This window comes from Lawsonibacter sp., from assembly GCF_022777125.1.
Taxonomy (GTDB): Bacteria; Bacillota; Clostridia; order Oscillospirales; family Oscillospiraceae; genus Lawsonibacter_A; species Lawsonibacter_A hominis.
The window spans coordinates 1-26,516 of sequence record NZ_JALFGV010000065.1; the positions used below are offsets into that span (position 1 = coordinate 1).

25 protein-coding genes and 1 pseudogene are annotated in these 26,516 nt (G+C 61.0%); 20 read left to right on the forward strand and 6 right to left on the reverse strand.

The genetic code is table 11. From position 1 onward, the window contains the following. Window positions 1–209, reverse strand: a 209-nt coding sequence (locus MR825_RS05160) for a hypothetical protein (protein WP_287879279.1), incomplete at its 3' end; no start/stop codon positions are given. Window positions 210–388: 179 nt separating this feature from the next. On the opposite strand from MR825_RS05160, the gene MR825_RS05165 reads away from it, so the two are divergent. From MR825_RS05165 to MR825_RS05205, 9 genes are all read left to right on the forward strand, one after another. Continuing rightward, window positions 389–1,783 carry a B12-binding domain-containing radical SAM protein gene (locus MR825_RS05165; RefSeq protein ID WP_287879282.1) on the forward strand — a complete coding sequence of 465 codons (1,395 nt, stop codon included), beginning with the start codon at window positions 389–391 and terminating at the stop codon, window positions 1,781–1,783. A 70-nt stretch (window positions 1,784–1,853) separates the two neighbouring features. Continuing rightward, on the forward strand, window positions 1,854–3,161 hold the full coding sequence (locus MR825_RS05170; protein WP_186906448.1) for an ABC transporter substrate-binding protein: 1,308 nt from the start codon (window positions 1,854–1,856) through the stop codon (window positions 3,159–3,161). Next, window positions 3,158–3,850 carry a response regulator transcription factor gene (locus MR825_RS05175; protein ID WP_186906449.1) on the forward strand — a complete coding sequence of 231 codons (693 nt, stop codon included), beginning with the start codon at window positions 3,158–3,160 and terminating at the stop codon, window positions 3,848–3,850. The genes MR825_RS05170 and MR825_RS05175 overlap by 4 nt, the downstream gene beginning before the upstream one ends. Next, the gene (locus MR825_RS05180) at window positions 3,843–5,141 is read left to right on the forward strand and encodes a sensor histidine kinase (protein ID WP_186906450.1); all 1,299 of its coding nucleotides are present in this window, start codon (window positions 3,843–3,845) and stop codon (window positions 5,139–5,141) included. Before MR825_RS05175 ends, MR825_RS05180 begins: the two co-directional genes overlap by 8 nt. Window positions 5,142–5,424: 283 nt before the next feature. After that, window positions 5,425–6,759, forward strand: a complete 1,335-nt coding sequence (locus MR825_RS05185; RefSeq protein ID WP_186906451.1) for an ABC transporter substrate-binding protein — start codon at window positions 5,425–5,427, stop codon at window positions 6,757–6,759. A 92-nt stretch (window positions 6,760–6,851) separates the two neighbouring features. After that, the gene (locus MR825_RS05190) at window positions 6,852–7,586 is read left to right on the forward strand and encodes an ABC transporter ATP-binding protein (RefSeq protein ID WP_186906452.1); all 735 of its coding nucleotides are present in this window, start codon (window positions 6,852–6,854) and stop codon (window positions 7,584–7,586) included. After that, on the forward strand, window positions 7,579–8,292 hold the full coding sequence (locus MR825_RS05195) for an ABC transporter ATP-binding protein (RefSeq protein ID WP_186906453.1): 714 nt from the start codon (window positions 7,579–7,581) through the stop codon (window positions 8,290–8,292). Before MR825_RS05190 ends, MR825_RS05195 begins: the two co-directional genes overlap by 8 nt. 15 nt (window positions 8,293–8,307) lie before the next feature. After that, window positions 8,308–9,141, forward strand: a complete 834-nt coding sequence (locus MR825_RS05200) for a branched-chain amino acid ABC transporter permease (protein WP_186906454.1) — start codon at window positions 8,308–8,310, stop codon at window positions 9,139–9,141. Window positions 9,142–9,157: 16 nt separating this feature from the next. Beyond that, window positions 9,158–10,156, forward strand: coding sequence for a branched-chain amino acid ABC transporter permease (locus tag MR825_RS05205; protein WP_186906455.1), 999 nt, complete (start codon window positions 9,158–9,160; stop codon window positions 10,154–10,156). A 38-nt stretch (window positions 10,157–10,194) separates the two neighbouring features. Here the strand turns inward: MR825_RS05205 and MR825_RS05210 are convergent, their stop codons facing one another. Then, window positions 10,195–10,815, reverse strand: a complete 621-nt coding sequence (locus MR825_RS05210; RefSeq protein WP_256174887.1) for a Crp/Fnr family transcriptional regulator — start codon at window positions 10,813–10,815, stop codon at window positions 10,195–10,197. A 97-nt stretch (window positions 10,816–10,912) separates the two neighbouring features. On the opposite strand from MR825_RS05210, the gene leuC reads away from it, so the two are divergent. The 8 genes from leuC (at window position 10,913) to MR825_RS05250 (ending at window position 19,618) form a co-directional block, all read left to right on the forward strand. Beyond that, window positions 10,913–12,172 carry a 3-isopropylmalate dehydratase large subunit gene (leuC, locus tag MR825_RS05215; RefSeq protein ID WP_186906457.1) on the forward strand — a complete coding sequence of 420 codons (1,260 nt, stop codon included), beginning with the start codon at window positions 10,913–10,915 and terminating at the stop codon, window positions 12,170–12,172. Between the two features lie 163 nt (window positions 12,173–12,335). Then, on the forward strand, window positions 12,336–12,821 hold the full coding sequence (locus MR825_RS05220) for a 3-isopropylmalate dehydratase small subunit (RefSeq protein ID WP_186906458.1): 486 nt from the start codon (window positions 12,336–12,338) through the stop codon (window positions 12,819–12,821). Beyond that, on the forward strand, window positions 12,821–13,897 hold the full coding sequence (gene leuB, locus MR825_RS05225) for a 3-isopropylmalate dehydrogenase (protein ID WP_186906459.1): 1,077 nt from the start codon (window positions 12,821–12,823) through the stop codon (window positions 13,895–13,897). Before MR825_RS05220 ends, leuB begins: the two co-directional genes overlap by 1 nt. 234 nt (window positions 13,898–14,131) lie before the next feature. Further along, window positions 14,132–14,920 carry a type III pantothenate kinase gene (locus tag MR825_RS05230; RefSeq protein ID WP_186906460.1) on the forward strand — a complete coding sequence of 263 codons (789 nt, stop codon included), beginning with the start codon at window positions 14,132–14,134 and terminating at the stop codon, window positions 14,918–14,920. An 89-nt stretch (window positions 14,921–15,009) separates the two neighbouring features. After that, complete coding sequence (locus MR825_RS05235) at window positions 15,010–15,594, forward strand: ECF transporter S component (RefSeq protein ID WP_186906461.1); 585 nt, start codon at window positions 15,010–15,012, stop codon at window positions 15,592–15,594. Window positions 15,595–15,764: 170 nt separating this feature from the next. Next, window positions 15,765–16,958 (forward strand): pyridoxal phosphate-dependent aminotransferase, encoded by a 1,194-nt coding sequence (locus MR825_RS05240; RefSeq protein ID WP_243204646.1) that lies wholly within the window; start codon window positions 15,765–15,767, stop codon window positions 16,956–16,958. A 206-nt stretch (window positions 16,959–17,164) separates the two neighbouring features. Then, complete coding sequence (gene purB, locus MR825_RS05245; RefSeq protein ID WP_186906462.1) at window positions 17,165–18,598, forward strand: adenylosuccinate lyase; 1,434 nt, start codon at window positions 17,165–17,167, stop codon at window positions 18,596–18,598. 39 nt (window positions 18,599–18,637) lie between these two features. Next, a complete protein-coding gene (locus MR825_RS05250; RefSeq protein ID WP_186906463.1) occupies window positions 18,638–19,618 on the forward strand; it encodes an ATP-dependent 6-phosphofructokinase in 981 nt (326 codons plus the stop codon). Window positions 19,619–19,675: 57 nt separating this feature from the next. Here the strand turns inward: MR825_RS05250 and MR825_RS05255 are convergent, their stop codons facing one another. Beyond that, window positions 19,676–20,911, reverse strand: a complete 1,236-nt coding sequence (locus MR825_RS05255) for a 6-phosphofructokinase (RefSeq protein WP_287879300.1) — start codon at window positions 20,909–20,911, stop codon at window positions 19,676–19,678. Window positions 20,912–21,048: 137 nt separating this feature from the next. On the opposite strand from MR825_RS05255, the gene fba reads away from it, so the two are divergent. From fba to MR825_RS05270, 3 genes and pseudogenes are all read left to right on the forward strand, one after another. Continuing rightward, window positions 21,049–21,984, forward strand: coding sequence for a class II fructose-1,6-bisphosphate aldolase (fba, locus tag MR825_RS05260; protein WP_186906465.1), 936 nt, complete (start codon window positions 21,049–21,051; stop codon window positions 21,982–21,984). A gap of 61 nt (window positions 21,985–22,045) precedes the next feature. Then, window positions 22,046–22,588, forward strand: a complete 543-nt coding sequence (locus MR825_RS05265; RefSeq protein ID WP_186906466.1) for a hypothetical protein — start codon at window positions 22,046–22,048, stop codon at window positions 22,586–22,588. A 32-nt stretch (window positions 22,589–22,620) separates the two neighbouring features. Then, window positions 22,621–23,115, forward strand: a pseudogene (locus MR825_RS05270) (amidase domain-containing protein); the annotation flags it as partial. 125 nt (window positions 23,116–23,240) lie between these two features. Here MR825_RS05270 and MR825_RS05275 read toward each other — a convergent pair. From MR825_RS05275 to MR825_RS05285, 3 genes are all read right to left on the reverse strand, one after another. Continuing rightward, window positions 23,241–24,269 (reverse strand): tyrosine recombinase XerC, encoded by a 1,029-nt coding sequence (locus MR825_RS05275; RefSeq protein WP_186906468.1) that lies wholly within the window; start codon window positions 24,267–24,269, stop codon window positions 23,241–23,243. A 142-nt stretch (window positions 24,270–24,411) separates the two neighbouring features. Next, entirely contained in the window at window positions 24,412–24,927 is a 516-nt protein-coding gene (locus MR825_RS05280; RefSeq protein ID WP_287879303.1) for a tyrosine-type recombinase/integrase, read from the reverse strand. Between the two features lie 256 nt (window positions 24,928–25,183). Continuing rightward, window positions 25,184–26,275, reverse strand: coding sequence for a rolling circle replication-associated protein (locus MR825_RS05285; RefSeq protein WP_287879305.1), 1,092 nt, complete (start codon window positions 26,273–26,275; stop codon window positions 25,184–25,186). Between the last annotated feature and the right edge of the window lie 241 nt (window positions 26,276–26,516).

Genomic DNA, 26,516 nt, shown 5'->3' on the forward strand with positions numbered 1-26,516 from the left:
GGACAGGGCTCGATTCTGGCAGAAAAGTCGCCCTGTCCGTCATGAGAGGTGTCATTTCCGACGCGCATGTCGCCGGAAATGACGGAGATTTCTTTCCTTCCGTCGTCTGCGGACGACGGAACTCTGCGAGGCTCTTCTCCAAGAGGGTTTTTCAACAGCCTGACGGTTGAAAAACCATCCCGCAGGAGCGCCTTGCAGAGTTCCTTCATCTTGGGACAGGCTGGGTCGAAACAGGCCTTTGGGTCTGTTTTGACCGCCTTGTCCGCTGCTGTTTGGGTCATCGGAGGTGGGGGCAGAATAGAGAAGAATAGGAGCGCCTGACAGACCGATACCAGGCCCGGGCCGGGGGCAGGGCTGCCGCGCGCGAACCAAGAAAGAGAGGCCCCTTATGAAAATTGTATTCATCACGCCCGCCAGCTGGCTGCGGCGCCAGCGCTTCTACCGGCTGGGCGGCTCTTTTTACGGGCACACAAACGCCATCACGGGTCCGCTGATCCTGGGCCACATTCTGAAGACGGCGGGGCATCAGGTGGAGGTCTATGAGGAGCTCTATACCACCCTGAATTACAAGCGGCTGACCAAAGGCGTGGACGTATTCTGTCTGAACGCCATGACATCCACCGCGCCGCGGGCCTACGAGCTGGCCGACCGCTTCCGTCGGGAGACCGGAGCGCGGGTGATCCTGGGCGGCATCCACCCCAGCACCCTGCCGGAGGAGGCGGCGGAGCACGCCGATCAGGTCATCGTCGGAGAAGGGGAGCGGGTCATCCTGGACGTGGTGGAGGGCCGCATCCGGGACGCCGTCGTCCGTGCGCCCTGTGTGGAAGACCTGGATTGCGTTCCCATTCCGGATTACTCCATTTTGAAGACCCGCTGCGACACGGCTAACGTGATGTCCAGCCGGGGCTGCCCCTATTGCTGTTCCTTCTGCACCACCTCCCGGATGTTCCGGCCTTACCGGAGGCGCAGCGTGGAGAGCGTGATCGCGGAATTGCGCTGCTACAAGCGTTTGGGCTTTCGCTATATGAACTTTGAAGACGACAATTTTACGGCCGACCCGGACTACGCTAAAGAAATCTGCCGCCGGATGATTGCAGAGGATCTGGTGTTCCGGGAGACCTTCTTTTTTGGACGTACCGACCTCTACCGGGATGAGCAGCTCCTTGATTTGCTGGAGCAGGCGCATCTGAACCGGGTCCTGGTCGGCATTGAATCCCTGAATCAGCAGGCGCTGGATCAGGTCGAAAAACATCAGCGGGTGGCTGATATCGAAGCCTGCGGCGCGGCTCTGGCACGGCACAAGATCCGGTTGATCGCCAGTCTGGTGCTGGGGATCGACGCCGATACGCCGGAGGATATCCGCCGCTCCGTGGCGTTTGCCAGGCAAATCGGAGCATATCAGCTCCAACCGGCCATTCTGACGCCCTTCCCGGGCACCGCCGTTTATGAGCAGTACCGGGAGGAGGGGCGGATACTGACCCGCGATTGGGAACAGTTCGACATGATGAACGTGACGTTTCGGCCCAAGCACATGACCGCCTGGGAACTCCAGAAGGAATTTATGCGCTCCAGCCGGGCCTTTTACGATATCCGCTCCTCGGTTCAAATCATAGCGCGGTTCGGACCGGCCTACGGACTGCGCCGCCTGGGCCTGGCCGCGGCGGCCAAGCTGGGGACCTTCGCGGAAGGGGTGGCGGCCGGGCTGGGAAGGGGAAGCTATTATTACAGCCTTAAGCATGGAGAGACCGGCACGGATGGAGCACAGAAAGCGGAGGGGCTCTGAATCACCTTGCAATCCGTTTGACAATCCGATAGAATAGAGAAAACGACAGCCAAAGGGGGAGGCGTGGCGAATGAGACGAGGGGCGGCCGTGCTGTTATGCCTGGCTCTGGCCTTCACACTGTCCGCGTGCCGTCCGCGTGGGCCGGAACCGGCGCCCTCAGGGAAGGCGGAGGACGGAAGCTGGATCTTTGACGATACGGTGCTGGTGGGCCGTGTGGTCCCGCTGACCGGTACGCTGGCCTCCTTCGGACAGGGGACCCCCTATGTGGAGCAGACGGCCATCGACGCGGTCAACGAACAGGGCGGCGTGGTGCTGGATGGGAAGCGCTGCCGGCTGGAGCTGATCTATGCCGACTCCGGATCGGATGTGGCGGGAGCCGGCGCGGCCGCCCTGGAGCTCATCGAACGGGGGGCGGATATCATGATCGTCTCGCATACGGCGGATACGGTCTCTCCGGTGTCCGCCGTATGCGAGCGCGCAGGGATCGCCTGCATTTCGGTAGACGCACCGGCGTCCGCCTGGGTACTGGGGGGGCCTTACCAGAACTCCTGGCACACCTTTTTTGACAACGAACGGGAGATGCTCTGCTTTTTGGATGCCTGGGAGCAGATCGACAGCAACAAGACGGTCGGCCTGCTCACGGCGAACGACAGCGAGGGGATCGAGATCACCACTTTCATTACGGAATTTGCCGCGGCCAAAGGCTATACCATCGTGGACCCGGGGCGCTATGCCATCGGTATGGAAGACTACAGCGCCACCGTGGAGGCCTTTGCCGCCGCCCCATGCGACATCATTTTGGGCGTGATGACTACGGCTGACTTTTCCGCCTTCTGGTCGGAATGCCTGTCCGCCGGTTACCGGCCCAAGATGTGCACGGTTGCGAAGTCCTGCCTGTTCGCCGCCGACGTGGAGGCCATGGGGGAAGCGGCCAACGGCCTGATCACCGAGGTGTGGTGGCGTTCCGATTTTCCCTATACCTCCTCCATCAACGGCTGGAGCTGTCAGGAACTGGCGGAGGATTACCGGACGCGGTTTGATCCCGCGCTGACGGACGCGCCGCCCACCGTTGGATATAAGCACGCCAATGTGGAGATCTTGTATGATATCCTAAAGCGGGCCGGTTCTCTGGAGCTGGACGCCATCAATGCCGCAGCGGAGGAGACCGGACTGGACACCGTGGTGGGCTATGTCTCCTTCAATGAAGAGCATGTGTCCGTGATGCCCTGTGTGACCGGACAGTGGGTCATGGGGGCGGACGGCACCTACCGTCAGGAGATCGTGGGCAATTATCTGATCCCGGAGATCCCGGTTACAGCAGATATCATCCCCATACCCGGCCCGGCCGGGACGGGGGAGGAGGGAGCGGCTTCATGAAAGCGCTGATCGTAGAGGATGACAGGATCCTGTCCAACAACATCTGTGAGAGCCTCAAGCACAAATTCGACATGACCCAGGCGTTCGATGGAGAAGAGGGGTTGGAGCGTCTAGCCCGGGAGAGCTTCGATGTGATCATTCTGGACGTGATGATGCCCCGGCTCAACGGCTATGAAGTGCTGGAGCAGATGCGCGGCGGAGGCATCACCACGCCGGTGCTTATGCTGACCGCCCTGGGACAGGCTTCCGACCAGGTGAAGGGCCTGCGGGCGGGGGCGGACGACTACCTGTCCAAGCCCTTTGATCTGGATATCTTTCAGGCCCGGCTGGACGCACTGGTGCGCCGCACCCGGCGGGATGAGAGCGCTCAGCGCGAAGGTCTGCGCTTTTTGGAGCTGACGCTGTGGACCAATACCCGCACCGCCCGTATCGGGGACGGGAAACTGGACCTGCACGGCAAGCAGTTCGATTTTCTTTACTATCTGGTGGAAAACAAGAACGTGATCGTACATAAGGAACGCCTGTTCCAGCGCGTATGGGGCTTCTATTCCGCTACGGATTTTTCCGTGGTGGAAGTCTATGCCAGTCAGATCCGGAAGCTTCTGCGGCAGTACGACTATGAAAAGTATCTGAAGACCGTGCGGGGGATCGGTTATATCCTCACCGACGACAGCGAGCTCTATGGATAGAAAAGCCTTCTTGCTGCAGCGCCGCCTGCGGTATATGCTGCTTTTGTTCGTGGTATTTCTGGCGTTGTTCGGTATTTTCGATCTGATCGTATACGCGGTGGCGGAGGGCGCCCTCTATGAGGATGTGGACCGTCAGATGGAGCATGCCGCCCAGGCCATTGAGTCCAATGTGGACGGCGCCGTGGAGAACTTTCAAAACGGCAAGAACATTGTCTATACCGACCGGGGCAGCTATGTGATCACCTACCGCATTTTCCTGCTGCTGCGGGATCGTCAGGGAAATATTCTCAACGCGGAGTATCTGTCCAGCTTTGATTACATGCTCAACGTCGGCTTTCAGGCCGGGGCGCACGGCATGCAGACCGAATCGGTGGAGCGCAACAGCTTTGTGCTCTATTACCGCACCTACACGCTTGCTGTGACCACTTCGGCGGGGGAGACCTTTTATGTCCAGATGACCACCGACTCCACGGAGATCGAAGCCTCTCTGGCCATCATCCTGCGGGTACTGGTGCAGTGCACCCTGGCGGCGATGCTGCTGGTACTGATAGTGGGGTGGTTTTTGAGCAAAACGCTGGTCCAGGGCGTGACCGAGGCGTGGGAACGGCAGGATGAATTCATCAGCTATGCCTCGCATGAGCTGCGGTCCCCTCTGGCGGTCATCCACAGCTCCCTGGAGCTGCTGCTGGATACGCCGGGGGCGCGGATCATCGAGCGAAGCGACCTTATCATGAATTCGCTGACTGAGACCAGCCGTCTGCGCAAGATGGCCTCCAATCTGCTGGAGATGGTACAGCTTCAGGCTGCGGAGATGACCATCCACCGGGAAAACATCCATCTGGATCAGATGGTGGGGGATTTTATCGAGCCGTTTCGCTACCAGGCCGAAGCGGCGGGCAAGACGATGGCGTGTACGCTTCAGCACGGTCTGGATATCCAGGCCGATCGTCAGCTGCTCACCGAGCTTCTGGCCATCCTGCTGGAAAACGCGCTGAAGTATACCGAACCGGGAGACAGCATCCGGGTTTCCGCGCAGATGGCCGATGGGAAAGCGGTGCTGGCCGTATCCGATACCGGGGTGGGAATCAAGGATGAGGCGCTGGGCAAGATCTTTACCCGCTTTTACCGGGAGGAGCGCCAGCAGTCCAAGGCGGACGGCAGCGGCCTGGGGCTTTACATCGCCAGCCTGATCGTAACGCGCCATGGCGGGCGAATCACAGCGGCGCACAACCGGCCGAAGGGAACGACATTTGCGGTAACGCTCCCGGTACGGGAAAAGGGAAAAGCCTGAACGTATGCGGAGGGACCTGCCAAGGCGGGGCCTTCCGCATTTTTTCCTGCAAACACCGCTTCCAAAATTGGCGCCCCCAACAGGGGGCTGGTCATATTGAACAAAAACGGAGCAAAAAGTTTGGCCGCAAAAACGTGTGTTGCATAAAAACTTAAGGTTGCATAAGGGGGCGCTTAAGGTTTGCTTAAGGGAAAAACTGATAGAATTCGGTCAGAAGCTCAGCCTTGACAGACAGGGGAAAAGCCCTTGACGCCCGGCTGAAGCAATGAAAGGAGATCGAACGATGAAGAAGAAACCTATCCTCGCGCTCTTGCTCTGCGTGGTCATGGCAGCCGGCCTGCTGGCCGGCTGCGGCGGCAACGGAGGCAGCGGCTCCGGCAACGAGGGCGGCGGCTCCTCTGGCGGTTCCTCCGGCGGCTCCAGCGGCGGTACCATCAAGATCGGTTATGTGAACCCCTCCACCGGCGCTCTGGCCGGAAACGGCGAAGGCGGCCAGTGGGTCATCGACCAGATCACCTCCTATGTCAACGACACCCTGGGCGGCATTGAGGTGGACGGCGAAAAGAAGAACGTCGAAGTTGTTCTGTATGACTCCAAGTCCGACACCACTACCTGTACCGAGATGGCGCAGAAGCTGTGTGAAGAGGACAAGGTGGACCTGATCGTCGCGATCCAGACTCCCGAGACCGTCATCCCCGTCAGTTCCGTGGCCGAGCGCTACGGCGTGCCCTGCGTGGCCATCCAGGCGCCTGTCAATGCCGTGGCCGGCGCCGCCGATGAGTATGAGTGGACCTATCACGCCTTCTGGACGATCGAGAATGTTTACGAGCAGTACAAGGCCCTGTGGACGGCGGCCGGTTACGGCCCCGGCCAGGGCCACAAGGTGGGCGTGGCGTTCGCCAACGACGCGGACGGCACCGCCTGGTACGAGGTCTTTACCCAGAAGGTGGCCGAAGACGGCTACGAACTGGTGGACCCCGGCCAGTACCCCGCCGGGACGACCGACTTCTCCAACGTGATCAGCCAGTTCAAGAGCGCCGAGATCGACGTCTTGGCCGGTACCAACACGCCTCCCGATTTTTCCAATCTGTGGAGCCAGGCCCTGCAGAGCGGCCTTGAAGTCGGCTGCGTCACCATGGGCAAGTGCTGCCTGCTGCTGGGCGACATGGAAGCCATCGGCGAGGACATCATGGAAGGCGTCATGACCGAGGTGTGGTGGAGCCCCGATCACCCCTATACCTCCGATCTGACCGGCGTGACCTGCGCACAGCTGGGCGAGGCCTACTCCGCCGCCAACAGCGGCCGTCCCATGCCCCAGCCCGCCGGCTATGGTTATGCCGCCATGGAGCTGGCCGTCGAGGCCTTCCAGGCTGCGGGCACCACGGACAAGACGGCGGTCCGCGACGCCCTGTCCCAGTTGGACGTGACCACCATTGTCGGCCCCATCAAGTATGAGAACACCATGGGCGGCCTGCACTACTCCGACACCGTAGTCTGCGGCGGTCAGTGGCAGCGCGCGGAGGACGGCACGATGGAGCTGGTCATCATCGACAACAGCGTGTTCCCCGAGGTTTCCACCACTGGCGCGTACATCGCCGGAAACGCTTCCAACAAGTAAGAGCGAAAACCCAAGCGCAACGGATCTGACCGGGGCGGGCGGGGGAGTCTCGGCTCTCCGTCCGCCCCAGCTTCGCAATACGGGAGGGAAACATGGATACGGATACCATTCTGTCGTTCGAACACGTGAACGCCGGCTACGGCCGGGTTCAGATCCTGAATGACCTGAGCTTTGAAATGAAACGTGGCGAGGTCTACGGCGTCATCGGCCCCAACGGATGCGGCAAGACCACCATGTTCAACGCCCTGATCGGCCTGATCATCCCGACCAAGGGAAAGATCGCCTATGACGGGCATGATGTAACGAAAACGAACGCCGCCGCCCGCTGCAAGCTGGGTATCGGGCGCACCTATCAGGTGCCCCGTCCCTTCGAGGGCATGAGCGTATTTGAAAACGTCCTGGTGGCCTCCGTCCACGGCGCGGGCCATTCGGAGAAAGACGGGCGCAGGGTGGCCCTGGAGGCGCTGAAGCTCACCGAGCTGTATGAAAAGCGCGAGATCCGGGCGGGTGAGCTGACGCTGCTGGACCGCAAGCGGCTGGAGATCGCACGGGCCCTGGGTACCGAGCCCAAGCTGCTGCTGCTGGACGAGGTGGCCGCTGGCCTGACCGAGGCGGAGGTCCAGGATGTCATGAAAATGGTGGCCAACCTGAAGGCCGCCGGTTACTCCATTATCTGGATCGAACACGTCATCCAGACCATGGTGGAGTCCACGGACACCTTGATGTGTATGTCCGAGGGCCACAACCTGCTGGTGGGGGAGCCCCTGGAGGTCATGAACTCCAAGCTGGTGGAAGAAGTTTATCTGGGGGTGGAAGAAGATGAGTGAGCCTATCCTGAAAGTAGAGGGCGTCCAGGCCAAATACGGCGACTTTGTCGCCGTGGAGGAGGCCACGCTGGACGTGCCGCAGGGGATCATCGTCTCGGTCATCGGCGCCAACGGCGCGGGCAAATCCACCCTGATGGACACCATCGCCGGGGTGCATAAGCCGACTGCCGGAACGATCACCTTCAAGGGGGAAGACATTACCGGAATGCCGGCAGAAAAGGTCGTGCTGCGGGGCCTCTCGCTGGTGCCCCAGGGCAGCCGCTGCTTCATCCGCATGACTGTGGAGGACAACCTGGTCATGGGCAGCTACCCCAAGGCCGCACGGGCCAAGGTCAAGGACTCTCTGGAGCGGGTGTACGAGCTCTTCCCGGTGCTCAAGGAGAAGCGCAACGATCTCTCCGGCAGCCTCTCCGGCGGCCAGCGGCAGATGGTGGCCATCGGCCGGGCGCTGATGACCAACCCGGAGCTGGTGCTCTTTGACGAGATCTCCCTGGGCCTGGCCCCCACCATTATCAAGGATATTTATGCCCGCATCAAGCAGATCAGCGGCGAGGGCATGACCGTGGTGCTGGTGGAACAGGACACCAAGCGGGCGATCAAGACCGGCGAGATCAGTCACGTCATGCTCAAGGGCAAGGTGGTCCTGTCCGGCCGTTCTGCGGAGCTGGGTGAAGAAGAAATCAAAAAGGCCTATTTCGGCCTGTAAGGAGGAGGGGGAAGAATGCAAATCCTGATCAACGGTATCCTGCTGGGTGCGATCTATGCCCTCCTCGGCGTCGGTATGAGCATGATGTTCGGTATCGTCAAGCTGACGAACCTGGCCCACGGGGAGTTCATCATTATGGGCGCCTTTGGCTCCACCATCCTGTCCAGCGCACTGGGGATCAATCCCATTCTGACACTGGTCGTCACCGTCCCCGTTATGTTCCTTTTGGGCATGGTGCTCCAGAGCGTACTCATCAACCGGGTCATGCTGCGGGGGGCGGAACCCGCGCTGCTGGTCACCTTCGGCCTGTCCATCATCCTGAAGGACGCCATGCTGCTGCTGTTTACCGCGGATGCCCAAAAGATCGGCGTCAGCTATGCCACCGCCAGCCTGAACCTCGGCGGTATCTCCATCTCGGTGCTCAATCTGGTGGTTTTCGCCATCAGCCTCATCACCATCCTGGTGCTGACGCTGTTCCTGCGCAAGACGTATATGGGCCGTGCCATCCGCGCCACCTCGGATGATACGGTGGCGGCATCCCTGATGGGGGTCAGCGTCAAGAAGACCTACGGCGTGGCCATGGGCATTGCAATGGCCACCGCGGCCATTGCCGGATTGTGCGTCGGCATGCGCTGGACCTTCTATCCCAGCTCTGGCGGCGAATATCTGCTCATCGCCTTCGGCGTGGTGGTCATCGGCGGCATGGGCAGTATTCCCGGCACTCTGGTGGCCGGCCTGGTCTTCGGCCTGGCCCAGGTCATCGGCGGCGCCAACTACGGCATGTTTATCAGCTACATCGTCCTGCTGGTCATGCTGGCGGTCCGGCCCCAGGGCCTGTTCTCAAAGTAAGGGAGGAGGAAACGAAATGAAGACGAAAACCTTAGAAGCCTCCGCCCACAAGCAGGTCCGTGTGTTCGGCGGCCTGCCCATGCTCATCACCGCCGTGGTCATTGTGGCGCTGCTGGTGATCCTGCCCCTGACCGGAGTGCTCTCCAGCAACACCCAGCGCTACCTGCTCAAGATCTTTTTGTACTGCTGCCTGGGCTCCATGTGGAACCTGATGAGCGGTTACACCGGCATGACAAGTCTGGGCCAGCAGTCCTTTATCGGGATCGCCGGATATTCCCTGGCGGTCATGACCTTCACCTACGGCGCCTCCTACTGGGCGGGCTTTGCCGTAGGCGGCGTGCTGGGCGCGGCCCTGGCCCTGGGGCTGTCCGTGCTCCTGTTCCGGATGCGCGGCATGTATTTCGCCATCGCCACCTGGGTCGTGGCCGAGGCCCTCAAGACCTTTTTCACCAGCTGGACCTTCGTCAAGCAGGGTGCGGGCATGACGATCAAGGCCAAGCCTTATCCCAGCACGACCGAGATCTATATGATCGCTCTGGTGCTGTGCGTCGTCTCCCTGGTAGTCATCTACCTGCTGCTGCGCTCCAAGATCGGCCTGGGCCTCACCGCCATGCGGGACGACGCGGACGCGGCTTCCAGCGTGGGTGTGAATATCTTCCAGTCTAAGCTGTTGTGCTTTGTCATCTGCGGCTTTTTTACCGCTCTGGCCGGCGGGGTGTTCTATCTGAACAAGGGCAGCATCTATCCCAGCGGAGGCTTCGGCATCAACTGGACGGTATCCATCGTGTTCATCGTCATTATCGGCGGCATCGGCACTATGGGCGGTCCCATCCTGGGCGCCATCATTTACACGGTGCTGGAAGAGATGCTGGCCAGTTATCCCGGTTACTCCAATATCATTCTGGGCCTGATCGCCATTTTGGTGATCCTGTTCCTGCCGGACGGCATTCTGGGGACCCTCCAGAAAAAGTTCCACTTTGAGATTCTCTCTCAGAAACGCTTTTCAAAAGAATAAAGCGACCGCGCGGCAGGCGTACGCCTGCCGCGCGGTCGTTATGTTTCACCGGAGAGCAGCTCGGTCAGAGCGCCTGGATCCCGAATCTTGATGCTTTTATATCCGGTCTCGATCCAGCCCTGACGGTCAAATTCACCCAGGACCCGGCTCACCGTGACCCGGCTTACCCCGACGGTGGAACCGATATCTTCATGGGTGCAGTGGAGCAGACCCTGCGGGTCGGGGGAGAGGGAGAGCAGGTGCCGGGCGATGCGCCGGTCGGCCTGGAGAAAGGCGCCGTCCACGTGGACGGAGAGCAGGCGTATGGTACGGGCCAGATATTCCAGCATGGAGACGGCCAGATCCGGATGCAGGGCAAAGACCGTCTCCAGCCGGGAGCGGTCCACGGCCACCAGCTCACACCGCGTGACGGCTACGGCGGAAGAGACCCTGGGCTGGCGGTCGAAGAAGGCGGCCTCCCCGATCAGGTCGCCGGCGTGGTGGAGCGTAAGGGTACGCTCGTCCCCCTCCGGAGAGCTGATAAAGCACTTCACGGTGCCGGAGCGGATATAGTAGAACTGGAGCGCCTGGGTATCCTGGAGATAGATCAGGCGGCCGGGCGGATAGGACTGGGGCTGCTGCTGTTCCGCCAGGGGGGCCCATATGTCTCTGGAAGTCATGCCGTTCACCTCTTTTTTTGATTGTAACACGTTTTACATTCTTTCAGCAAGCCCCATGTTATGCTGTGGAGGAAAATCATAAAGGAGGCGCCCAAAGATGGGAATGACAATGACCCAAAAGATCCTGGCCCGCCATGCCGGGCTGGATCACGTGGTGCCCGGCCAGCTGGTGGAAGGCAAGCTGGATCTGGTGCTGGGCAATGATATCACCACCCCTGTGGCTATCTCAGAATTCAATAAGGCGGGTCTGACCCGGGTGTTCGACCGGGAAAAGATCGCTCTGGTGCTGGATCATTACACCCCCTGTAAGGACATCAAGGCGGCTCAGCTCTGCGCACAGGTACGGGAATTTGCACAGAAGTATGAGATCACCCATTTTTATGATGTGGGCTGCATGGGGGTGGAGCACGCCCTTCTGCCGGAAAAAGGACTGACCGCCCCCGGAGAGTGCATGATCGGCGCGGACTCCCATACCTGCACCTATGGCGCGGTCGGAATGTTCTCCACCGGTGTAGGGTCTACCGATATGGCGGCCGGCATGGCGACCGGCCTTGCCTGGTTCCGCATCCCCGCCGCCGTCAAAGTCACCCTGAAGGGGAAGCTGCAGCCCTGCGTGTCCGGCAAGGACGTGATCCTCCATCTGATCGGGACCATCGGTGTGGACGGCGCGCTGTACAAGTCCTTGGAGTTTGCGGGGGAGGGAGTGGGCTCCCTGTCCATGGACGACCGGTTCACCATCGCCAACATGGCCATCGAAGCGGGCGCCAAGAACGGCATCTTTCCGGTGGACGGCAGGACCCGCGCCTATCTGGAGGGCCGCGTGACCCGCCCCTGGCAGGCCGTGGAGGCCGACCCGGATGCGGAGTATGAGCGGGAAGTGGTCATCGACCTGGACCAGCTCCAGCCCACCGTAGCGCTGCCCCACCTGCCCTCCAATACCCGCACCGTGGACCAGGTCGCGGGCACCCACATCGATCAGGTGGTCATCGGCTCCTGCACCAACGGCCGCCTGGAGGACCTGCGCCAGGCGGCGGCGGTACTCAAAGGCCGCCGGGTGGCCAAGGGCGTGCGCTGCATCGTCATCCCAGCCACCCAGCAGATCACTCTGGACGCCATGGCCGAGGGGCTGATCCAGACCTTTATCCAGGCCGGCTGCGCCGTGTCTACGCCTACCTGCGGCCCCTGCCTGGGCGGCCATATGGGCGTGCTCTCCGACGGGGAGCGGGCCATCTCCACCACAAACCGCAATTTCGTGGGCCGCATGGGTCCCGTCACCTCGGAGATCATTCTGGCCAATCCCGCGGTGGCCGCCGCATCCGCCGTGGCGGGCTGCGTGGCCGACCCCAGGACGCTGTAAACGGCGCCGCTTCCGTTTCCCCTTGGGGCGGGTCAGCCTGTCCCTGCGGCAGGCGCTTGCGGTCCAGGCCGCTTGCTGCGCTCCGCTTGCGCGTCCCGTCTGCGACGGGTCCAAAATGACCGGGCGGGAACGTTCCCCGCCGCGTTAAGAAAGGATCGTTACCATGAAGGTTTACAAATATGGCGATAACGTGGATACCGACGTGATCATCCCCGCCCGGTATCTGAACGCTCCCGACGAGAAGTCTCTGGCCTGCCATTGTATGGAGGATATCGACGCGGGTTTTGCTTCCACCGTAGAGAAAGGCGATATCGTGGTGGCTGGGGCCAACTTTGGCTGCGGCTCCTCCCGGGAGCATGCGCCCCTGGCCCTCAAGGCCTGCGGCGTCAAGTGCGTCATCGCCCCGTCGTTTGCCCGTATTTTCTACCGCAATGCCATCAACATCGGTTTTCCCATCCTGGAGTGCGCCCAGGCGTCCCGGGAGATCCGGGCGGGGGACCAGGTGAGCGTGGACTTCGCCACCGGGCGCATCACCGACGAGACCACCGGAAAGACCTATCAGGCCGCGCCCTTCCCGGAATTCGTCGGCAATATCATTGAAAGCGGCGGCCTGCTCAAATCGCTCAAGGACCGGGGGGTGGCACGGTAATGAACTACAGGATCGCACTGATCCGCGGCGACGGCATCGGCCCCGAAGTGGTGGGGGAGGCCGTCAAGGTACTGGAGCGCGTGGGGAAAACGTTTGGACACACTTATGAATTCGTGGACGTACTGCTGGGCGGCTGCGCCACCGATGCGGTGGGGAAGAGCTACCCCGACGGCACGGCGGAGAAATGCAGGGCCTGCGACGCGGTGCTGCTGGGCGCCGTGGGCGGCCCCAGGTGGGGCGCGGACAAGCCCGCAGAGCAGCGGCCCGAGACCGCCCTTCTGGCGATCCGGAAGGATTTGGGGCTGTATGCCAACCTGCGCCCCGCCACGCTGCGTCCCGCCATGATTGACGCATGCCCCCTGAAAACCGAGACCGCCCAAAGGGGCATCGACCTGATGATGGTGCGGGAACTCACCGGCGGCATCTACTTCGGCCGGCGGGAGAAGTATGAGACGGACGATCGGGGCGTGGAGTGTGCCGACCGGATGGCTTACTCCGAGCATGAGATCGAGCGTATCGGACGCCGCGCCTTTGAGCTTTCCCGCTTGCGCCGCAGGAAGGTCACCAGCGTGGACAAGGCCAACGTCCTGGAGACCAGCCGCCTGTGGCGCAGCGTCATGCACCGGCTGGCCCAGGAGTATCCCGACGTAGCCTACGAGGATTTTCTGGTGGATAACTGTGCCATGCAGCTGGTCCGGGACCCCGGCCAGTTCGATGTTTTGGTCACCGAGAACATGTTCGGCGACATTTTGTCCGACGAGGCCAGCATGGTCACCGGCTCCATCGGACTGCTTCCTTCCGCGTCCATCGGGGACAGGGCGCCCGGCCTGTATGAGCCCATCCACGGCTCTGCTCCCGATATCGCCGGCCAGGACAAGGCAAACCCCATCGCCACGATTCTGTCGGCGGCCATGATGTTCCGTTACTCCTTCCAGCGGGCCGCTGAGGCCGACGCCATTGAAGCGGCGGTGGACGCAGTCCTGGCGGAGGGCTGGCGTACCGCCGACATCGCGGAGCCTGGCGTAACGCCCGTCGGCACCCGTAAAATGGGCGAGCTGATCTGCCAGAAGTTGTAAAGGCAGTACTGCAAAACAAGCGCAAGCCTGCCGGAAAGGCCGTGCCCCGCGGACAAAATTGCCGCGCGGGGCGCGGCTTTCTTGACGTGCCGCCGTCTTTCTGCTAGAATGATGCCTGACGGACCGGCCGGGAAGGGCGGATTCCGTGCGGCAGCGCCGCGCACCCAGCGGTTTTGCCTTACGTGCACTCAAAAAGCGCTGGAACGACGAAACGATAGGGGAGGGGGAGCGTCCGTGATCCTGGCGGTAGATGTAGGCAACTCCAATACCACGGTCGGCCTGTTCGACGCCGCGGGCAGGCTGTCCTTCCTCTCCGCGTTGGAGACGGACAAGGACAAAACGAAAGACCGCTGCGCCATCGACCTGCTGGGGGTATTCGGCCTTTATGGGGCGGAGATCGGCTCGGTGGACGGCGCGATCCTCTCCAGCGTGGTCCCCTCCCTGACGGCCACGATGACGGCTGCCGTGGGACGCTTGATTGGATGCAGCCCCATGGTCGTGGGACCCGGCATCAAGACCGGTCTGAACATTAAGGCGGAGATCCACAACCAGCTGGGCAGCGATATCGTGGCTTCCTCCGTGGCGGCCATCCATAAGTATCCCAGCCCTTCTGTGGTCATCGATATGGGCACGGCCACCTCCATGTCTCTGCTGAAGGGCAGCGTATATGAGGGGTGCATTCTTATGCCGGGCCTGCGCTTGGCGCTGGAAGCCCTCTCAGAGCGGGCGGCGGCCCTCCCGCCCATCTCCATGGAGACGGCCGCGCCGGTGCCCTTGCTGGGCCGCACCACCGAGGATGCCATGCGTTCCGGCGTGCTTTACGGCCATGCCAGCATGGTGGACGGCATGATCGGGCGTATGGAGGAAGTGGCCGGACAGCCGGTCACGGTGGTGGCTACCGGCGGAAACGCCGCCAAGGTACTGAAATACTGCACACACAATATCATTTACGATGCGGACCTGGTCATGGACGGGCTTTATCTGCTGTATCAAAAAAATGCGGAGAAGCACCGGAGGGCGTGACCCATAAAACGGTACTCAACGGCGTAAGCCGTGAGTAAATATTTGCGCTGCATCTCGGAGAGAGAGCGGCAGCAGGAGGTAATTTTCCTATGAAAGCAAGCGCAAAGACCCAGCGTCTGACAGGACTGGCCCTGATGACGGGCATTATCATTGTCCTGCAGATAGTAGCATCCTTCATCAAGTTCGGACCCTTTACCATTACGCTGGCCCTGGCCCCCATTATCATCGGCGCGGCGCTGTACGGCGCGGGCGCGGGCGCCTATCTGGGCGGCGTGTTCGGCGTCGTGGTGTTCATCGCCTGTGTGGCCGGCTGGGACATGGGCGGCAATATTCTGTTTACCGCCCGGCCTTTGGTTACATTGATCCTCTGCGTCGTCAAGGGCGCGCTGGCCGGGCTGGCCGCGGGGGCGGTCTACCGTGCGCTGGCACAGCGCAGCCCCATGGCCGGTTCCATCCTTGCGGGCATTATGTGTCCGGTGGTGAACACCGGCATCTTCTGCCTGGGACTGGCCGGGTTCTACTATGACACGCTGGTGGCATGGGCAGGCGGGACTGCGCTGGTCTACTATGTCATCACCGTTCTGGTGGGGTTGAACTTCCTTCTGGAGATGGCGATCAATCTGGTGCTCAGCTCCGTCATCGTACGGGTCGTCAAGGCCAGAACGGCAGCCTGAACCGCATCTGCGGGGGACATCCATTGGCAGATTGCCATGGATGTCCCCCTTTTTGCATTATAGACATCATCAACATTCACATTTTGCGGAAAATCAGAAATAAGGACTTGCAATTTTGCAAGTTGGCGCATATAATATGTCATGATTTTGAGTTCAAGGGAGAGATTTCATTGAAAGAGTTGTCCAGGATCGCAGAGGCCGTACAGGCCTCCACCACGATGGCCATCGACGCCATGTTTAAACAGATGAAAGCCGATGGGATCGACGTGATCGGCTTCGGCGCGGGCGAGCCTGATTTTGACACCCCGGACGAGATCAAAGCGGCGGGGATCGCCGCGATTGAAAGCAATTTGACCCGTTATACGCCGGCCGCAGGCACTGTGGAGCTGCGTCAGGCGGTGTGCGACCGCATGAAGATCGACTGTGGGCTGGAGTATGTGCCCAGCCAGGTGGTGGTGAGCAGCGGCGCGAAACATATCGTATATCTGGCCCTGCGGGTGCTGGTCAACCCCGGGGACGAGGTGATTCTGCCCGCGCCCTTCTGGGTGAGCTACTATGAGCTGATCCGCATGGCGGGCGGCGTACCCGTTGTGGTCACCGCTACGGAGGCGGAGGATTTCAAGCTCTCCGCCGAAAAGCTGGCGGCGGCCATTACCCCCAGGACCAAAGCGCTCATCCTCAACAATCCCTCCAACCCCACCGGCATGATGTACGGCAGGGAGGAGCTGGAGGCCATCGCCAAGGTCTGTGTGGAGAACGAGCTTTATGTGATCTCCGATGAGATCTACTACGGTCTGGTCTATGACGGCAAGTCCTTCACCAGCTTCGCCGCACTGAGCCCCGAGGCCAAGGAACAGACGATTCTCGTCAACGGCGTATCCAAGTCCTATGCCATGACCGGCTGGCGCATCGGCTACGCCTGTGCCAACGCCAGGATCGCCAAGGTCATGGCCAATTACGTCAGCCACTCCACCGGCTCTCCGGTGACCATGTCCCAAAAGGCATCGGTACAGGCGCTGACCGGCCCGCAGGAGAAGATCGAACGGATGCGCCGGGCGTTCGAGGAGCGGCGCGATTACATCGTTCAGCGTATGAACGCCATACCGGGGGTCAGCTGTATCAAACCGGAGGGCGCCTTCTATGTGATGATGAACCTGGAACAGCTGATCGGCAGGACCATCCATGGCGTGGAGATCACCAACGACGACGTGTTTGCCGACGTATTCCTGAAATACGGCCTGGTCGCGGTGGTACCGGGCTCCGGCTTTGGTGCGCCCAACTTTGTCCGCTGGTCCTACGCCACCTCTATGGGCAACATCAAAGAGGGACTGGACCGTCTGGAAAAGTTCCTGGCGGGGGAGTAGAGAAATACAGTCTGAACGGCGGGGGCTTGCCCCCGCCGTTCAGACTGCCGGGAAAGCGCCGCCGAGCTCTGCCGCCCGCTCCGCGCCAAGCACCGCCGCAAGGCGGCTTGGTACTTTTTCGGGCGCCGCTGCGGCGGGGGCTTGCCCCCGCCGTGTTCCTGTGGTATGATGTTCCCGTTAAAAAACAAGAAAAAAGAGGTCTTTGCATGAACGATCGCTATGAAAGCCCCCTGTCTTCCCGCTACGCCAGCGACGAGATGCAGTTCATCTTCTCTCCGGACAAAAAGTTCTCCACCTGGCGCCGCCTGTGGGTGGCCCTGGCCCGGGCCGAGATGGAGCTGGGTCTGCCGGTGACGCAGGAGCAGATCGACGAGATGGAGGCGCATCTCACCGACATCGACTACGACAAGGCCGCCGCGTACGAAAAAAAACTCCGCCACGACGTCATGGCGCATGTCCACACCTTTGGTGAGGTGTGCCCCAAGGCGATGCCCATCATCCATCTGGGCGCCACCAGCTGTTACGTGGGGGATAACACCGACGTGATCCTGATGCGGGAGGCTCTGCTGCTGATCCGGGAAAAGCTGGTGCGGGTGCTGAAGCACTTGGCCGACTTTGCCGGGCGCTATCAGGCGCTGCCGACCTTGGGTTTTACCCACTTCCAGCCCGCCCAGCTGGTTACCGTGGGCAAGCGGGCCACGCTGTGGATGAACGAGCTGTTGATGGATCTGGACGAAGTCAGCTACCGGATCGACAGCCTGAAGCTGTTGGGAAGCAAGGGCACCACCGGTACCCAGGCCAGCTTTCTGGAGCTCTTTGAAGGAGACCATGAGAAATGCAAGGAGCTGGATCGGAAGATCGCCGCCGAGATGGGCTTTGCCGCCACGGCGTCCGTGTCCGGCCAGACCTATTCCCGGAAGGTGGACGCGGCGGTGCTGGCCACCCTGTCCGGGATCGCGCAGTCGGCCAGCAAATTTGCCACGGACCTGCGTCTGCTCTGCCACCTGAAGGAGGTGGAAGAGCCTTTTGAAGCCAGTCAGATCGGCTCCTCCGCCATGCCCTACAAGCGCAATCCCATGCGCTGTGAGCGCATCTGCGCGCTGGGACGCTATGTGATGTGCGACGCGATGAACCCGGCCGTCACGGCCGCCTCCCAGTGGTTTGAGCGTACGCTGGACGATTCCGCCAACAAGCGCATCTCGGTACCGGAGGCGTTCCTGGCGGTAGACGCCATCCTGAATATCTATGCCAACGTGGCCTCCGGACTGGTGGTGCATGAGCAGGTGATCCGGCGCCACGTGCTGGAGGAGCTGCCCTTCATGGCCAGCGAGAATATCATGATGGACGCGGTGAAACGGGGCGGAAACCGCCAGGAGCTCCACGAGCGCATCCGGGTTCTGTCTCAGCAGGCCGGGGCCAACGTGAAGGACCGGGGCGAGGCCAACAATCTGATCGATCTGATCGCCGCGGATCCGCTGTTCGGAATGAGCCGGGAAGAGCTGACCGCTCACCTGGAGCCCGAGCGCTACATCGGCCGCTGTCCTCAGCAGGTGGAGGATTTCCTGCGGGAGGACGTACAGCCGGTGCTGGAACGATATGCCGACGCCCTGAATGGGAAGGAGACCGAACTGAAGGTTTGAGCCGGTTCGGCCCCAGATGATTGATAGGAGGTAGTTTTCATGGATCAGCCTGTACGCCGGATCGGCGTTTTCACCAGCGGCGGAGACGCCCCGGGTATGAACGCCGCCATCCGCTCCGTGGTGCGCACCTGCCTGCACATGGGCATTGAGTGCATCGGCGTCCGCCGGGGCTATCACGGCCTCATCAACGGTGACTTTGTGCCCCTGACCTTTGAAAGCGTCAGCGGCTTGTCCCGCCGGGGCGGAACGATGCTCTACTCTGCCCGCAGCGAGGACTTCAAGGCCAAGCTGGGCCAGGAGAAGGCGGCCGCCACCTGCAAACTGCTGGGTCTGGACGCGCTGGTGGGCATCGGCGGCGACGGTACCTTCCGCGGACTGCTCTGCCTGGCGCAGCAGGGGCTGAGCGTCATCGGCATCCCCGGCACCATCGACAACGACATCGCCTGCTCTACTTATACCATCGGCTACGATACCGCATGCAACACCGCCGTGGAGTGCATCGACAAGCTGCGGGATACCATGCAGTCTCACGAACGCTGTTCGGTGGTGGAGGTCATGGGGCACCATGCCGGCCACCTGGCCCTGAACGTGGGCGTAGCCTGCGGCGCTACCGCCGTATTGGTGCCCGAACGCACCCCCGACTATGAGCAGGATGTGATCGAACCCATCCGCCGGGCCCGTTTGGGCGGGCGTACCCATTTCATGGTCATCGTGGCGGAAGGCGTGGACAGCGCCTATAACGTGGCGCAGAAGATCAAGGACGCCACCTCTTTGGATACCAGGGTCACCGTGCTGGGGCATGTGCAGCGGGGCGGGGCGCCCACCTCCCGCGACCGGACCGCCGCCACCTATATGGGTTATGAGGCAGTCCGCCTTCTGGCGGAGGGAAAGACCTGCCGGGTGGTCGCCATGCAGGGCGACGCCTATGTCGATTATGATATCACCGAAGCCCTTGCGATGCAGAAGGGGCTGGATGAGCAGACGTATACCGTCATGCGCGCCCTGACCGGCGTGCAGTAACAGAACTGGTCCGGCAAGGCAGGCGCCTTGCCGGACCAGTTCTCCAGTCTATGCGGTTTAGTGGGCCAGCACCTTCTTGAGCTTGGCGAAGCGGGGAAGGGAGTTGTTTCTGGGGGCGTCGGGCTCGCCCTGGATCAGGGGGAGCACGTAGTCGATAAAGGGCTGTTCCACGCCGTTGCCCACTGCATTGATCCATTCACGGGGGACCTTTTTCTCTGCATTGGCTACGATCTCCAGCGGTTCCAGGCTGGTCTGGCACGTATAGCCGCCTTCGCGGGTGCACCGGAACGCCACCATCTTATCGGTGATGCCGGATACGGCGGCCTCCACGGCTGCCTTGCCCGCAAGGAAAGCCTCGTCGATGTCGGTCTTGGAGGCAGTGTGGGAGCCGCAGCGCTGGAGCAGGGAGAGTTCGATGCCGCGGACCTTGGCCCCGGTCTCCAGCTTTACCGCGTCAGCCAGCATGGCGGCCAGGCCGCCCAGCTGCGCATGTCCAAAACCGTCGGTAGCAGAGGTCTTGGCCTCGGAAATAAACGTGCCGTCGGCACGGTGGATGCCCTCGGACACAGCCACCATGCACTTGCCGGTCTTGTCATACACCCGGTGCACATCGTCCAGGAAGTCGGTCAGATCAAAATCGGTCTCGGGCAGATAGATCAGATCGGGGCCATACCCCGCCCAGGTGGCCAGGGCGGCGGAACCGGCCAGCCAGCCGGCGTGCCGGCCCATGATCTCGATGATGGTCACCATGCCGGTATCATACACGTGGGCGTCCCGGTGGACCTCCATACAGGTGGTGGCGATAAACTTGGCGGCGGAACCAAAGCCGGGGCAGTGGTCGGTGCCGTTGAGATCGTTGTCAATGGTCTTGGGCACGCCCATGATACGGCATTCATAGCCGGCCTTCTGCATATATTTAGAGATCTTATTGCAGGTGTCCATGGAGTCGTTGCCGCCGTTGTAGAAGAAGTAGCGCACATCATATTTGCGGAAAATCTCCAGGATCCGTTTGTAGTCGGTGTCGTCCTTGTCGGGGTCCGCCAGCTTATAGCGGCATGAGCCGAGGGCAGAGGAGGGGGTGTACTTCAGAAGCTCCAGCTCGGCGGCGTCCTCCTGGTTCATATCATACAGCCGATCGTCCAGCACGCCTTTGATGCCGTGGGCGGCCCCCAGCACGCGGGTGATGCATTCCGTGTCCAGCGCGGTTCGGATGACGCCCAGCGCACTGGCGTTAATCACCGCGGTAGGACCGCCGGACTGGCCGATAATGCAAGCGCCTCTCAATTCACTCATGGATACTATGCCTCCTGTTAACTCGAGAATTTTTGTATTTAATGCAAGATTTGCGTGAATATCATACCATGTCCTATTGCAATTATCAATGATAACTGATAAAATTGTGAAGCAAACTAAAAAGGAGATGAGCTTCTATGCCATTGGTTACCACTAAGGAAATGTTTAAGAAGGCATATGACGGCGGTTATGCGATCGGTGCTTTCAACGTGAACAACATGGAGATCGTGCAGGGCATCACCGAGGCTGCTAAGGAAGTCAACGCCCCCCTGATCCTCCAGGTGTCCAAGGGCGCCCGCGCTTATGCCAACCACACCTACCTGATGAAGCTGGTAGAGGCCGCCATCCTCGAGACCGGCCTGCCAATCTGCCTGCATTTGGATCACGGCGATTCCTACGAGCTGTGCAAGTCCTGCATCGACGGCGGCTTTACCTCCGTTATGATCGACGCCAGCTCCAAGCCCTTCGCCGAGAATATCGAGATCACCAAGCAGGTCGTCGCCTACGCGCACGACCATGGCGTGGTGGTGGAGGCCGAACTGGGCACCCTGGCCGGGGTGGAGGACGAGGTAAAAGTCTCCGCCGAGGATTCCTCCTACACCCACCCCGACGAGGTGGAGGAGTTCGTGACCAAGACCGGCTGTGATTCCCTGGCTATCGCCATCGGTACCAGCCACGGCGCGTACAAGTTTAAGCCCGGCACCAAGCCCCAGCTGCGTTTTGACATTCTGGAGGAGGTCTCCAAGCGTCTTCCGGGGTTCCCGATTGTGCTTCACGGTTCCTCCAGCGTGCCCCAGGAATATGTGCAGATGATCAACGAGAACGGCGGCAATATGCCGGGCGCGATCGGCGTGCCGGAGGATCAGCTCCGTCATGCGGCTTCTCTGTCGGTGTGCAAGATCAACATCGACTCCGACCTGCGCCTGGCCATGACCGGCACCATCCGCAAGTTCTTTGCCGAGCATCCCGACAAGTTTGACCCCCGGGAGTACCTGAAACCCGCCCGCGCCAATATCAAGGAACTGGTCAAGCACAAGCTCATCGACGTGCTGGGCTGCGACGGCAAGGCGTAACGATCGCCAAAGAAAAGGAGAGGGGAGCCCCCTCTCCTTTTTGGAAGGAAGGAGGCTGGCAATGACACTGGCGGAATACCTGGATGCCATGGGGATTCTTGCATGCAATCGAAATCCTTACCTGCCGTCGCTGGATGACTTTGGATTCACTTGGGGCGAGATGACTGCGCTCATCGACCGGAAAGCCCTCTTTTTGAGTAAATTCTTCCGACACAGGACCGTGTATTTGGCGCCTCGGGTCTACTTCCTGTTGCGGCAATGCCGCCCACGCAGACCCATGCCGCCGGATGCCGCCAGTCTTTACAGAATTTTGGAGAACAGCCCGCCCCTCGAGACCGGTGAATGGAAGCAATTGTCCCTGCTGGACCATACGCGGTATCAAAAAGCGTTCCAGTTTCTTCTGGAACAACGGTACGCAACGGCGCTTGCAAACGGGTCGGTCCTCAATCCAAACTGGTCGACACTGAAATACGGCACAGCGGAGGCTTGGGAGGCGTGTTCAGTGTCTCCGCCGCCCTCCCGAGATCCGGAGGAAGAGTTGCGGGCTATCCTGGGCCGTACGCTGCCGGAGGGGGAGGTAGCAAGGCTGCTCCGGGGCGCATAGGATGCCACAGCATCAGGAAAGGACTGACCGCTGTGACCCGTGTGATCCCCTATAACCGGCAGGCTGCTGTGGCGTATGCCCACAAATGGGCTTACAGCCGCAATCCGGCCTTTTATGACTATGAAGAGATTGGGGGAGACTGTACCAATTTTGCCTCCCAGTGTCTCTATGCAGGGACCGGCGTGATGAACTTTACACCGGTTTTCGGCTGGTATTACATTGACGCCAATAACAAGGCGCCCGCATGGACGGGAGTAGAATACTTTTACCGTTTTTTGACCCGCCAGGAGCAGTCTCCCGGCCCGTTCGGCAGTTCCACGACGTTGGAGCAGATGGAGCCGGGCGACTTTGTTCAGTTCCGCTTTCAGAAGGAAGTGTTCAGCCATACGCCTATCATCGTGGAGATCGGCCAGCCCGCTACGCTGGAAAATACGCTTGTCGCCGCTCACTCTTATGACGCGGATTGGCGGCCGCTGAGTACTTACTTTTTTGAAGAGATCCGCTTTCTTCACGTGCTGGGCGCCTATCCGCCCGAGGGGGCGGCGGGTCCGGAAGAAGGGGAGAAGTCCAAACCGCCGGTCCTCCCGCAAAATCAAATGCCGCCCCGTCCGCCAGGCCCTTCCTGAGGTCTGGCGGCGGGGCGGTCTCTGCTTTATTCATCTGTGGGATCGCTTTTCGGCGCTTTTCGCTGCGGTCTGAGGCTCCCAAGCGGATTGGCCCGGGCCGCGATGCGCAGATCGTCATTATCCACGTGGGTATAGATCTGCGTCGTATTTAAATGCTCGTGCCCCAACACCTCCTGAAGCGTACGCACGTCCACACCGTTTTGGAGCATCAGGGTCGCCGCTGTATGGCGCAGCTTGTGACTGGAATAGAGGGAGGCGTCCAGTCCGGCCTTTTTCAGACGCTGCTTGACCATATAATGGACCGCGTCCGTGGTCATTCGGGTATGCTTCCGCGTCAAAAACAATGCGTTTTTGTCCGCAGCCGCCAAGCGGCTGCGCTCGTCCCGCCACGCATCGATGGCCTGACGGCAGGCGTCGTTGAGGAAGATGATCCGCTCTTTGTTTCCCTTGCCGAGTACCCGCAGCTGATCATCTCGAACATCTGTTAGATTCAATCCAACTAACTCCGAAATACGCAGGCCACAGTTTAAAAACAGGGTCAGAATGCAGTAATCACGGACTCGATTCGGCTCGTCCACAGATTCCAGAAGCCGAATGCTTTCCTCCAGATCCAGATACCGGGGCAATGCTTTCTTTTGACGCGGAGCATCCAGATCCTGCATGGGATTTTCGCTGATTAATTTCGCCTTGTTGGTGAGATACTTATAGAAAGAACGGATGGTAGCGATTTTTCTGGCCCGCGCGGCGGGCGTCAGCCCATAGGCGGTATTGGGACTGTTGGCGTGTTTGGCGCGGTCCCGGCTGAGATAGCTCATATAGGCGTACACGTCCGTAAGCGTTACCGCGCGGACCAGTGCAAGGTCAACGTCGTCAATGGGAATGTCATCGAGTTCCGCAGTGCGCGGAGCCCGGCCTTTTTCCAGTTTGATGAAACGAAAAAAGTTGCGCAGATCCAAATAGTATTCATCGACCGTTTTGCGGGAGTGACCCTGGATCGTCTCATGGTAAACCAGAAAATCCCGTAAAATGGCTGGAGCTTCCGAACGATAGTCCATAGAGCGGGCCGGCTCAATTCTCCTCCCTCCAACTCAACAAAATTTTTATTTTGTTGAGTTGGAACAAAGCCTGAGCCAGCCCAACACCTCCTCACCTGCTGACCTGATACCCCCCAAGTTTACCACGCGGGCCGGGCCAGCGTCAAGGACGCCTGCAAATCTTGGCGGCCTTTTTGGCTTCTAGGAGGCGGTCGGCCATAGCATAAATCATGGTTGTCTCCACGCCGGAGTGATTCAGGGCCCGCTGGACGCGGCGAAGATCGCCGTACTTGTCCAACAACTCGACGGCGTAGACCTTGCGGAAGCTGTGGGGCCCAACGTTCTGCGGCAGGCGGAACGCCTTGGCGGCGCGCTTCACGTCGCACCAAACGGCCTGTCTGGTCTTGTGCCCCTGGGAGCGGCCCGGAAAGGCCCACACGGGCCCGGCCTGGGCGCGGATATCGGCCAACAGGGCATCCGGCAGGCCCACTCTCCGGCGCTTCTTGGTCTTGGCTTCCGTGACCATGAACTGCCGCCCCAAATCCTTGGTGCGCAGGGCCACCACGTCCCCGACGCGCAGCCCGGTGTGTAAACACACCCGTGCAATAAGGCGATTTTGCGCCGTCAAGGCGGCCAGCACGTGGCCGACCTGCTGGTGCAAGAGATACTCGGTTTTCATATTGGTCTAACCCTCCTGTTTTCCGTTGGGGTAAAGCCCCTCTACTTTGCAGGAATGCCGCTGGGCCCCAGGGCCCGCGCCCCCTGCTTTACTTTCCTGAAACTGTCAAATCATCGGTGTTGATGCCAGTACAGGGCCACGGTCAGGGCGGCGCAGAGCGCCACAAGCGCGACAAGCTCCATGGCCTTACCCTTCCTCTCTCCCAGTGCTTGCGGCCTCGTCCAGGGCCCGGAAGAAGGCGGCCGCCTTCTCCGGGTCATCCCCGCCGTCCCCAAAGCCCGCCTTCACCAGCGCGGCCAACAGGGCCATCCGGTCGGCCAGCTTCACCCGGACAAAGCCCCCCGGCTTGCGTTCGCACTCCACCAGGGCCCGCAAATCCAGCTTGCCCAGCACTTCCAGCACCTCCGCCGAATCTGCGAAGGCCAGGCGCACCGCATCCTGCGCCGGAGCTTGTAGCAATTCCCATGCCAACTCTTCCCATTTCATCATTCCAGACCTCCTTGTAGTGCTCGGCGGGCACACGGGCCAGGGCGAAGCCCAGCCCGGAGCCCTCCGGCGTGAAGGTGAAGGCCCCCGGCAGGGCCTCCACCTCCCGATAGCTGATGTCCTCATAGCTGACCTCCGGGCGGCCCAGGCTGCCCCCGGAGTAATACCAGCGCCCGCCGATCTTCTCCCCGTCCTTGCCGATGTACTTGCACACATAGTTCACGGCGCGGGGGTACTCCCCGTACAGCTCAATTGCCGTCGTGAAGCCCCAAGGCCAGCCCGGAAGGTTGAAGACGGGGTGGGCCCCCTGGGCCAGCCATTCGGCCCGCTGGCGGGCGCTCCTGGGCTTCCTGGGGGTTTTGGAGCCCGGCAGGGACAGCGTGCCGCTGTCCGCCGCCTCCAGCGCGTCGTTGAAGAAGCCGTGAAAGTGGATGGCCCCGTCCCTGTGCCGTTCGGGGACAAGGACGTAAGAAAGCCCCCTCCGGCGCACTTGATTGTCCAGCCAGTGGTTGAGATGCCGGGTAATCTCCTTCATGTCGTAACGGTCTACCCTGGCCCGGTCGAGGGTGAGGGTGACGAACCACCGAAAGGGGGTGCAAAGGGCCAAATCCCGTACCTGGGCGCGGGCCCTGCGCATAGCACGTTCGTTAGAACATGCGTTCGATGATTTGGGCTTTCTGTCACCGTTTGGTGATACATCAGGCGCGGGAGCATGCCAGCCGGTCGTCTCCCAGCCGGACGGCTTGAAGACGGGGGCGGAGCAGGCCATGAGCTCCATGGAGCCGTCCGGGTAAGATTTGACGCGGCCCGTGCAAAGCAATTCAGAGGCGGAAACGCCCAGATTGTAAGGGTTTTCAGTCATAGTCTGCTCACCTCCTGACGGAATAACGTCCTATTATCAAGTAAGGGCCTGCGGCCCAGTCCGGCGCGGCGGAGCTTAACGGGGGTGCGCTGGCCTCGGCCCTGTTGGGCCTCCGCCGCGCTCCCCCCCTTGCGGGGCCCTGCGGGGGAGCGCAAGCCTGGCACGTTGCCGGGCGGCGTGGGAACCCCGCCGTCCGGTGTGCCGTCGCAGCGCTCCGGCACTTCTGTGGTGTGCGGCCTGC

Excerpts from the sequence above, each read along its gene's own strand:
- MR825_RS05165 (WP_287879282.1), top strand. The coding sequence starts at position 389 with ATGAAAATTGTATTCATCACGCCCGCCAGCTGGCTGCGGCGCCAGCGC.
- MR825_RS05170 (WP_186906448.1), top strand. The coding sequence starts at position 1,854 with ATGAGACGAGGGGCGGCCGTGCTGTTATGCCTGGCTCTGGCCTTCACA.
- MR825_RS05175 (WP_186906449.1), top strand. The coding sequence starts at position 3,158 with ATGAAAGCGCTGATCGTAGAGGATGACAGGATCCTGTCCAACAACATC.
- MR825_RS05180 (WP_186906450.1), top strand. The coding sequence starts at position 3,843 with ATGGATAGAAAAGCCTTCTTGCTGCAGCGCCGCCTGCGGTATATGCTG.
- MR825_RS05185 (WP_186906451.1), top strand. The coding sequence starts at position 5,425 with ATGAAGAAGAAACCTATCCTCGCGCTCTTGCTCTGCGTGGTCATGGCA.
- MR825_RS05190 (WP_186906452.1), top strand. The coding sequence starts at position 6,852 with ATGGATACGGATACCATTCTGTCGTTCGAACACGTGAACGCCGGCTAC.
- MR825_RS05195 (WP_186906453.1), top strand. The coding sequence starts at position 7,579 with ATGAGTGAGCCTATCCTGAAAGTAGAGGGCGTCCAGGCCAAATACGGC.
- MR825_RS05200 (WP_186906454.1), top strand. The coding sequence starts at position 8,308 with ATGCAAATCCTGATCAACGGTATCCTGCTGGGTGCGATCTATGCCCTC.
- MR825_RS05205 (WP_186906455.1), top strand. The coding sequence starts at position 9,158 with ATGAAGACGAAAACCTTAGAAGCCTCCGCCCACAAGCAGGTCCGTGTG.
- MR825_RS05210 (WP_256174887.1), bottom strand. The coding sequence starts at position 10,815 with ATGACTTCCAGAGACATATGGGCCCCCCTGGCGGAACAGCAGCAGCCC.
- leuC (WP_186906457.1), top strand. The coding sequence starts at position 10,913 with ATGGGAATGACAATGACCCAAAAGATCCTGGCCCGCCATGCCGGGCTG.
- MR825_RS05220 (WP_186906458.1), top strand. The coding sequence starts at position 12,336 with ATGAAGGTTTACAAATATGGCGATAACGTGGATACCGACGTGATCATC.
- leuB (WP_186906459.1), top strand. The coding sequence starts at position 12,821 with ATGAACTACAGGATCGCACTGATCCGCGGCGACGGCATCGGCCCCGAA.
- MR825_RS05235 (WP_186906461.1), top strand. The coding sequence starts at position 15,010 with ATGAAAGCAAGCGCAAAGACCCAGCGTCTGACAGGACTGGCCCTGATG.
- purB (WP_186906462.1), top strand. The coding sequence starts at position 17,165 with ATGAACGATCGCTATGAAAGCCCCCTGTCTTCCCGCTACGCCAGCGAC.
- MR825_RS05250 (WP_186906463.1), top strand. The coding sequence starts at position 18,638 with ATGGATCAGCCTGTACGCCGGATCGGCGTTTTCACCAGCGGCGGAGAC.
- MR825_RS05255 (WP_287879300.1), bottom strand. The coding sequence starts at position 20,911 with ATGAGTGAATTGAGAGGCGCTTGCATTATCGGCCAGTCCGGCGGTCCT.
- fba (WP_186906465.1), top strand. The coding sequence starts at position 21,049 with ATGCCATTGGTTACCACTAAGGAAATGTTTAAGAAGGCATATGACGGC.
- MR825_RS05265 (WP_186906466.1), top strand. The coding sequence starts at position 22,046 with ATGACACTGGCGGAATACCTGGATGCCATGGGGATTCTTGCATGCAAT.
- MR825_RS05275 (WP_186906468.1), bottom strand. The coding sequence starts at position 24,269 with ATGGACTATCGTTCGGAAGCTCCAGCCATTTTACGGGATTTTCTGGTT.
- MR825_RS05280 (WP_287879303.1), bottom strand. The coding sequence starts at position 24,927 with ATGAAAACCGAGTATCTCTTGCACCAGCAGGTCGGCCACGTGCTGGCC.
- MR825_RS05285 (WP_287879305.1), bottom strand. The coding sequence starts at position 26,275 with ATGACTGAAAACCCTTACAATCTGGGCGTTTCCGCCTCTGAATTGCTT.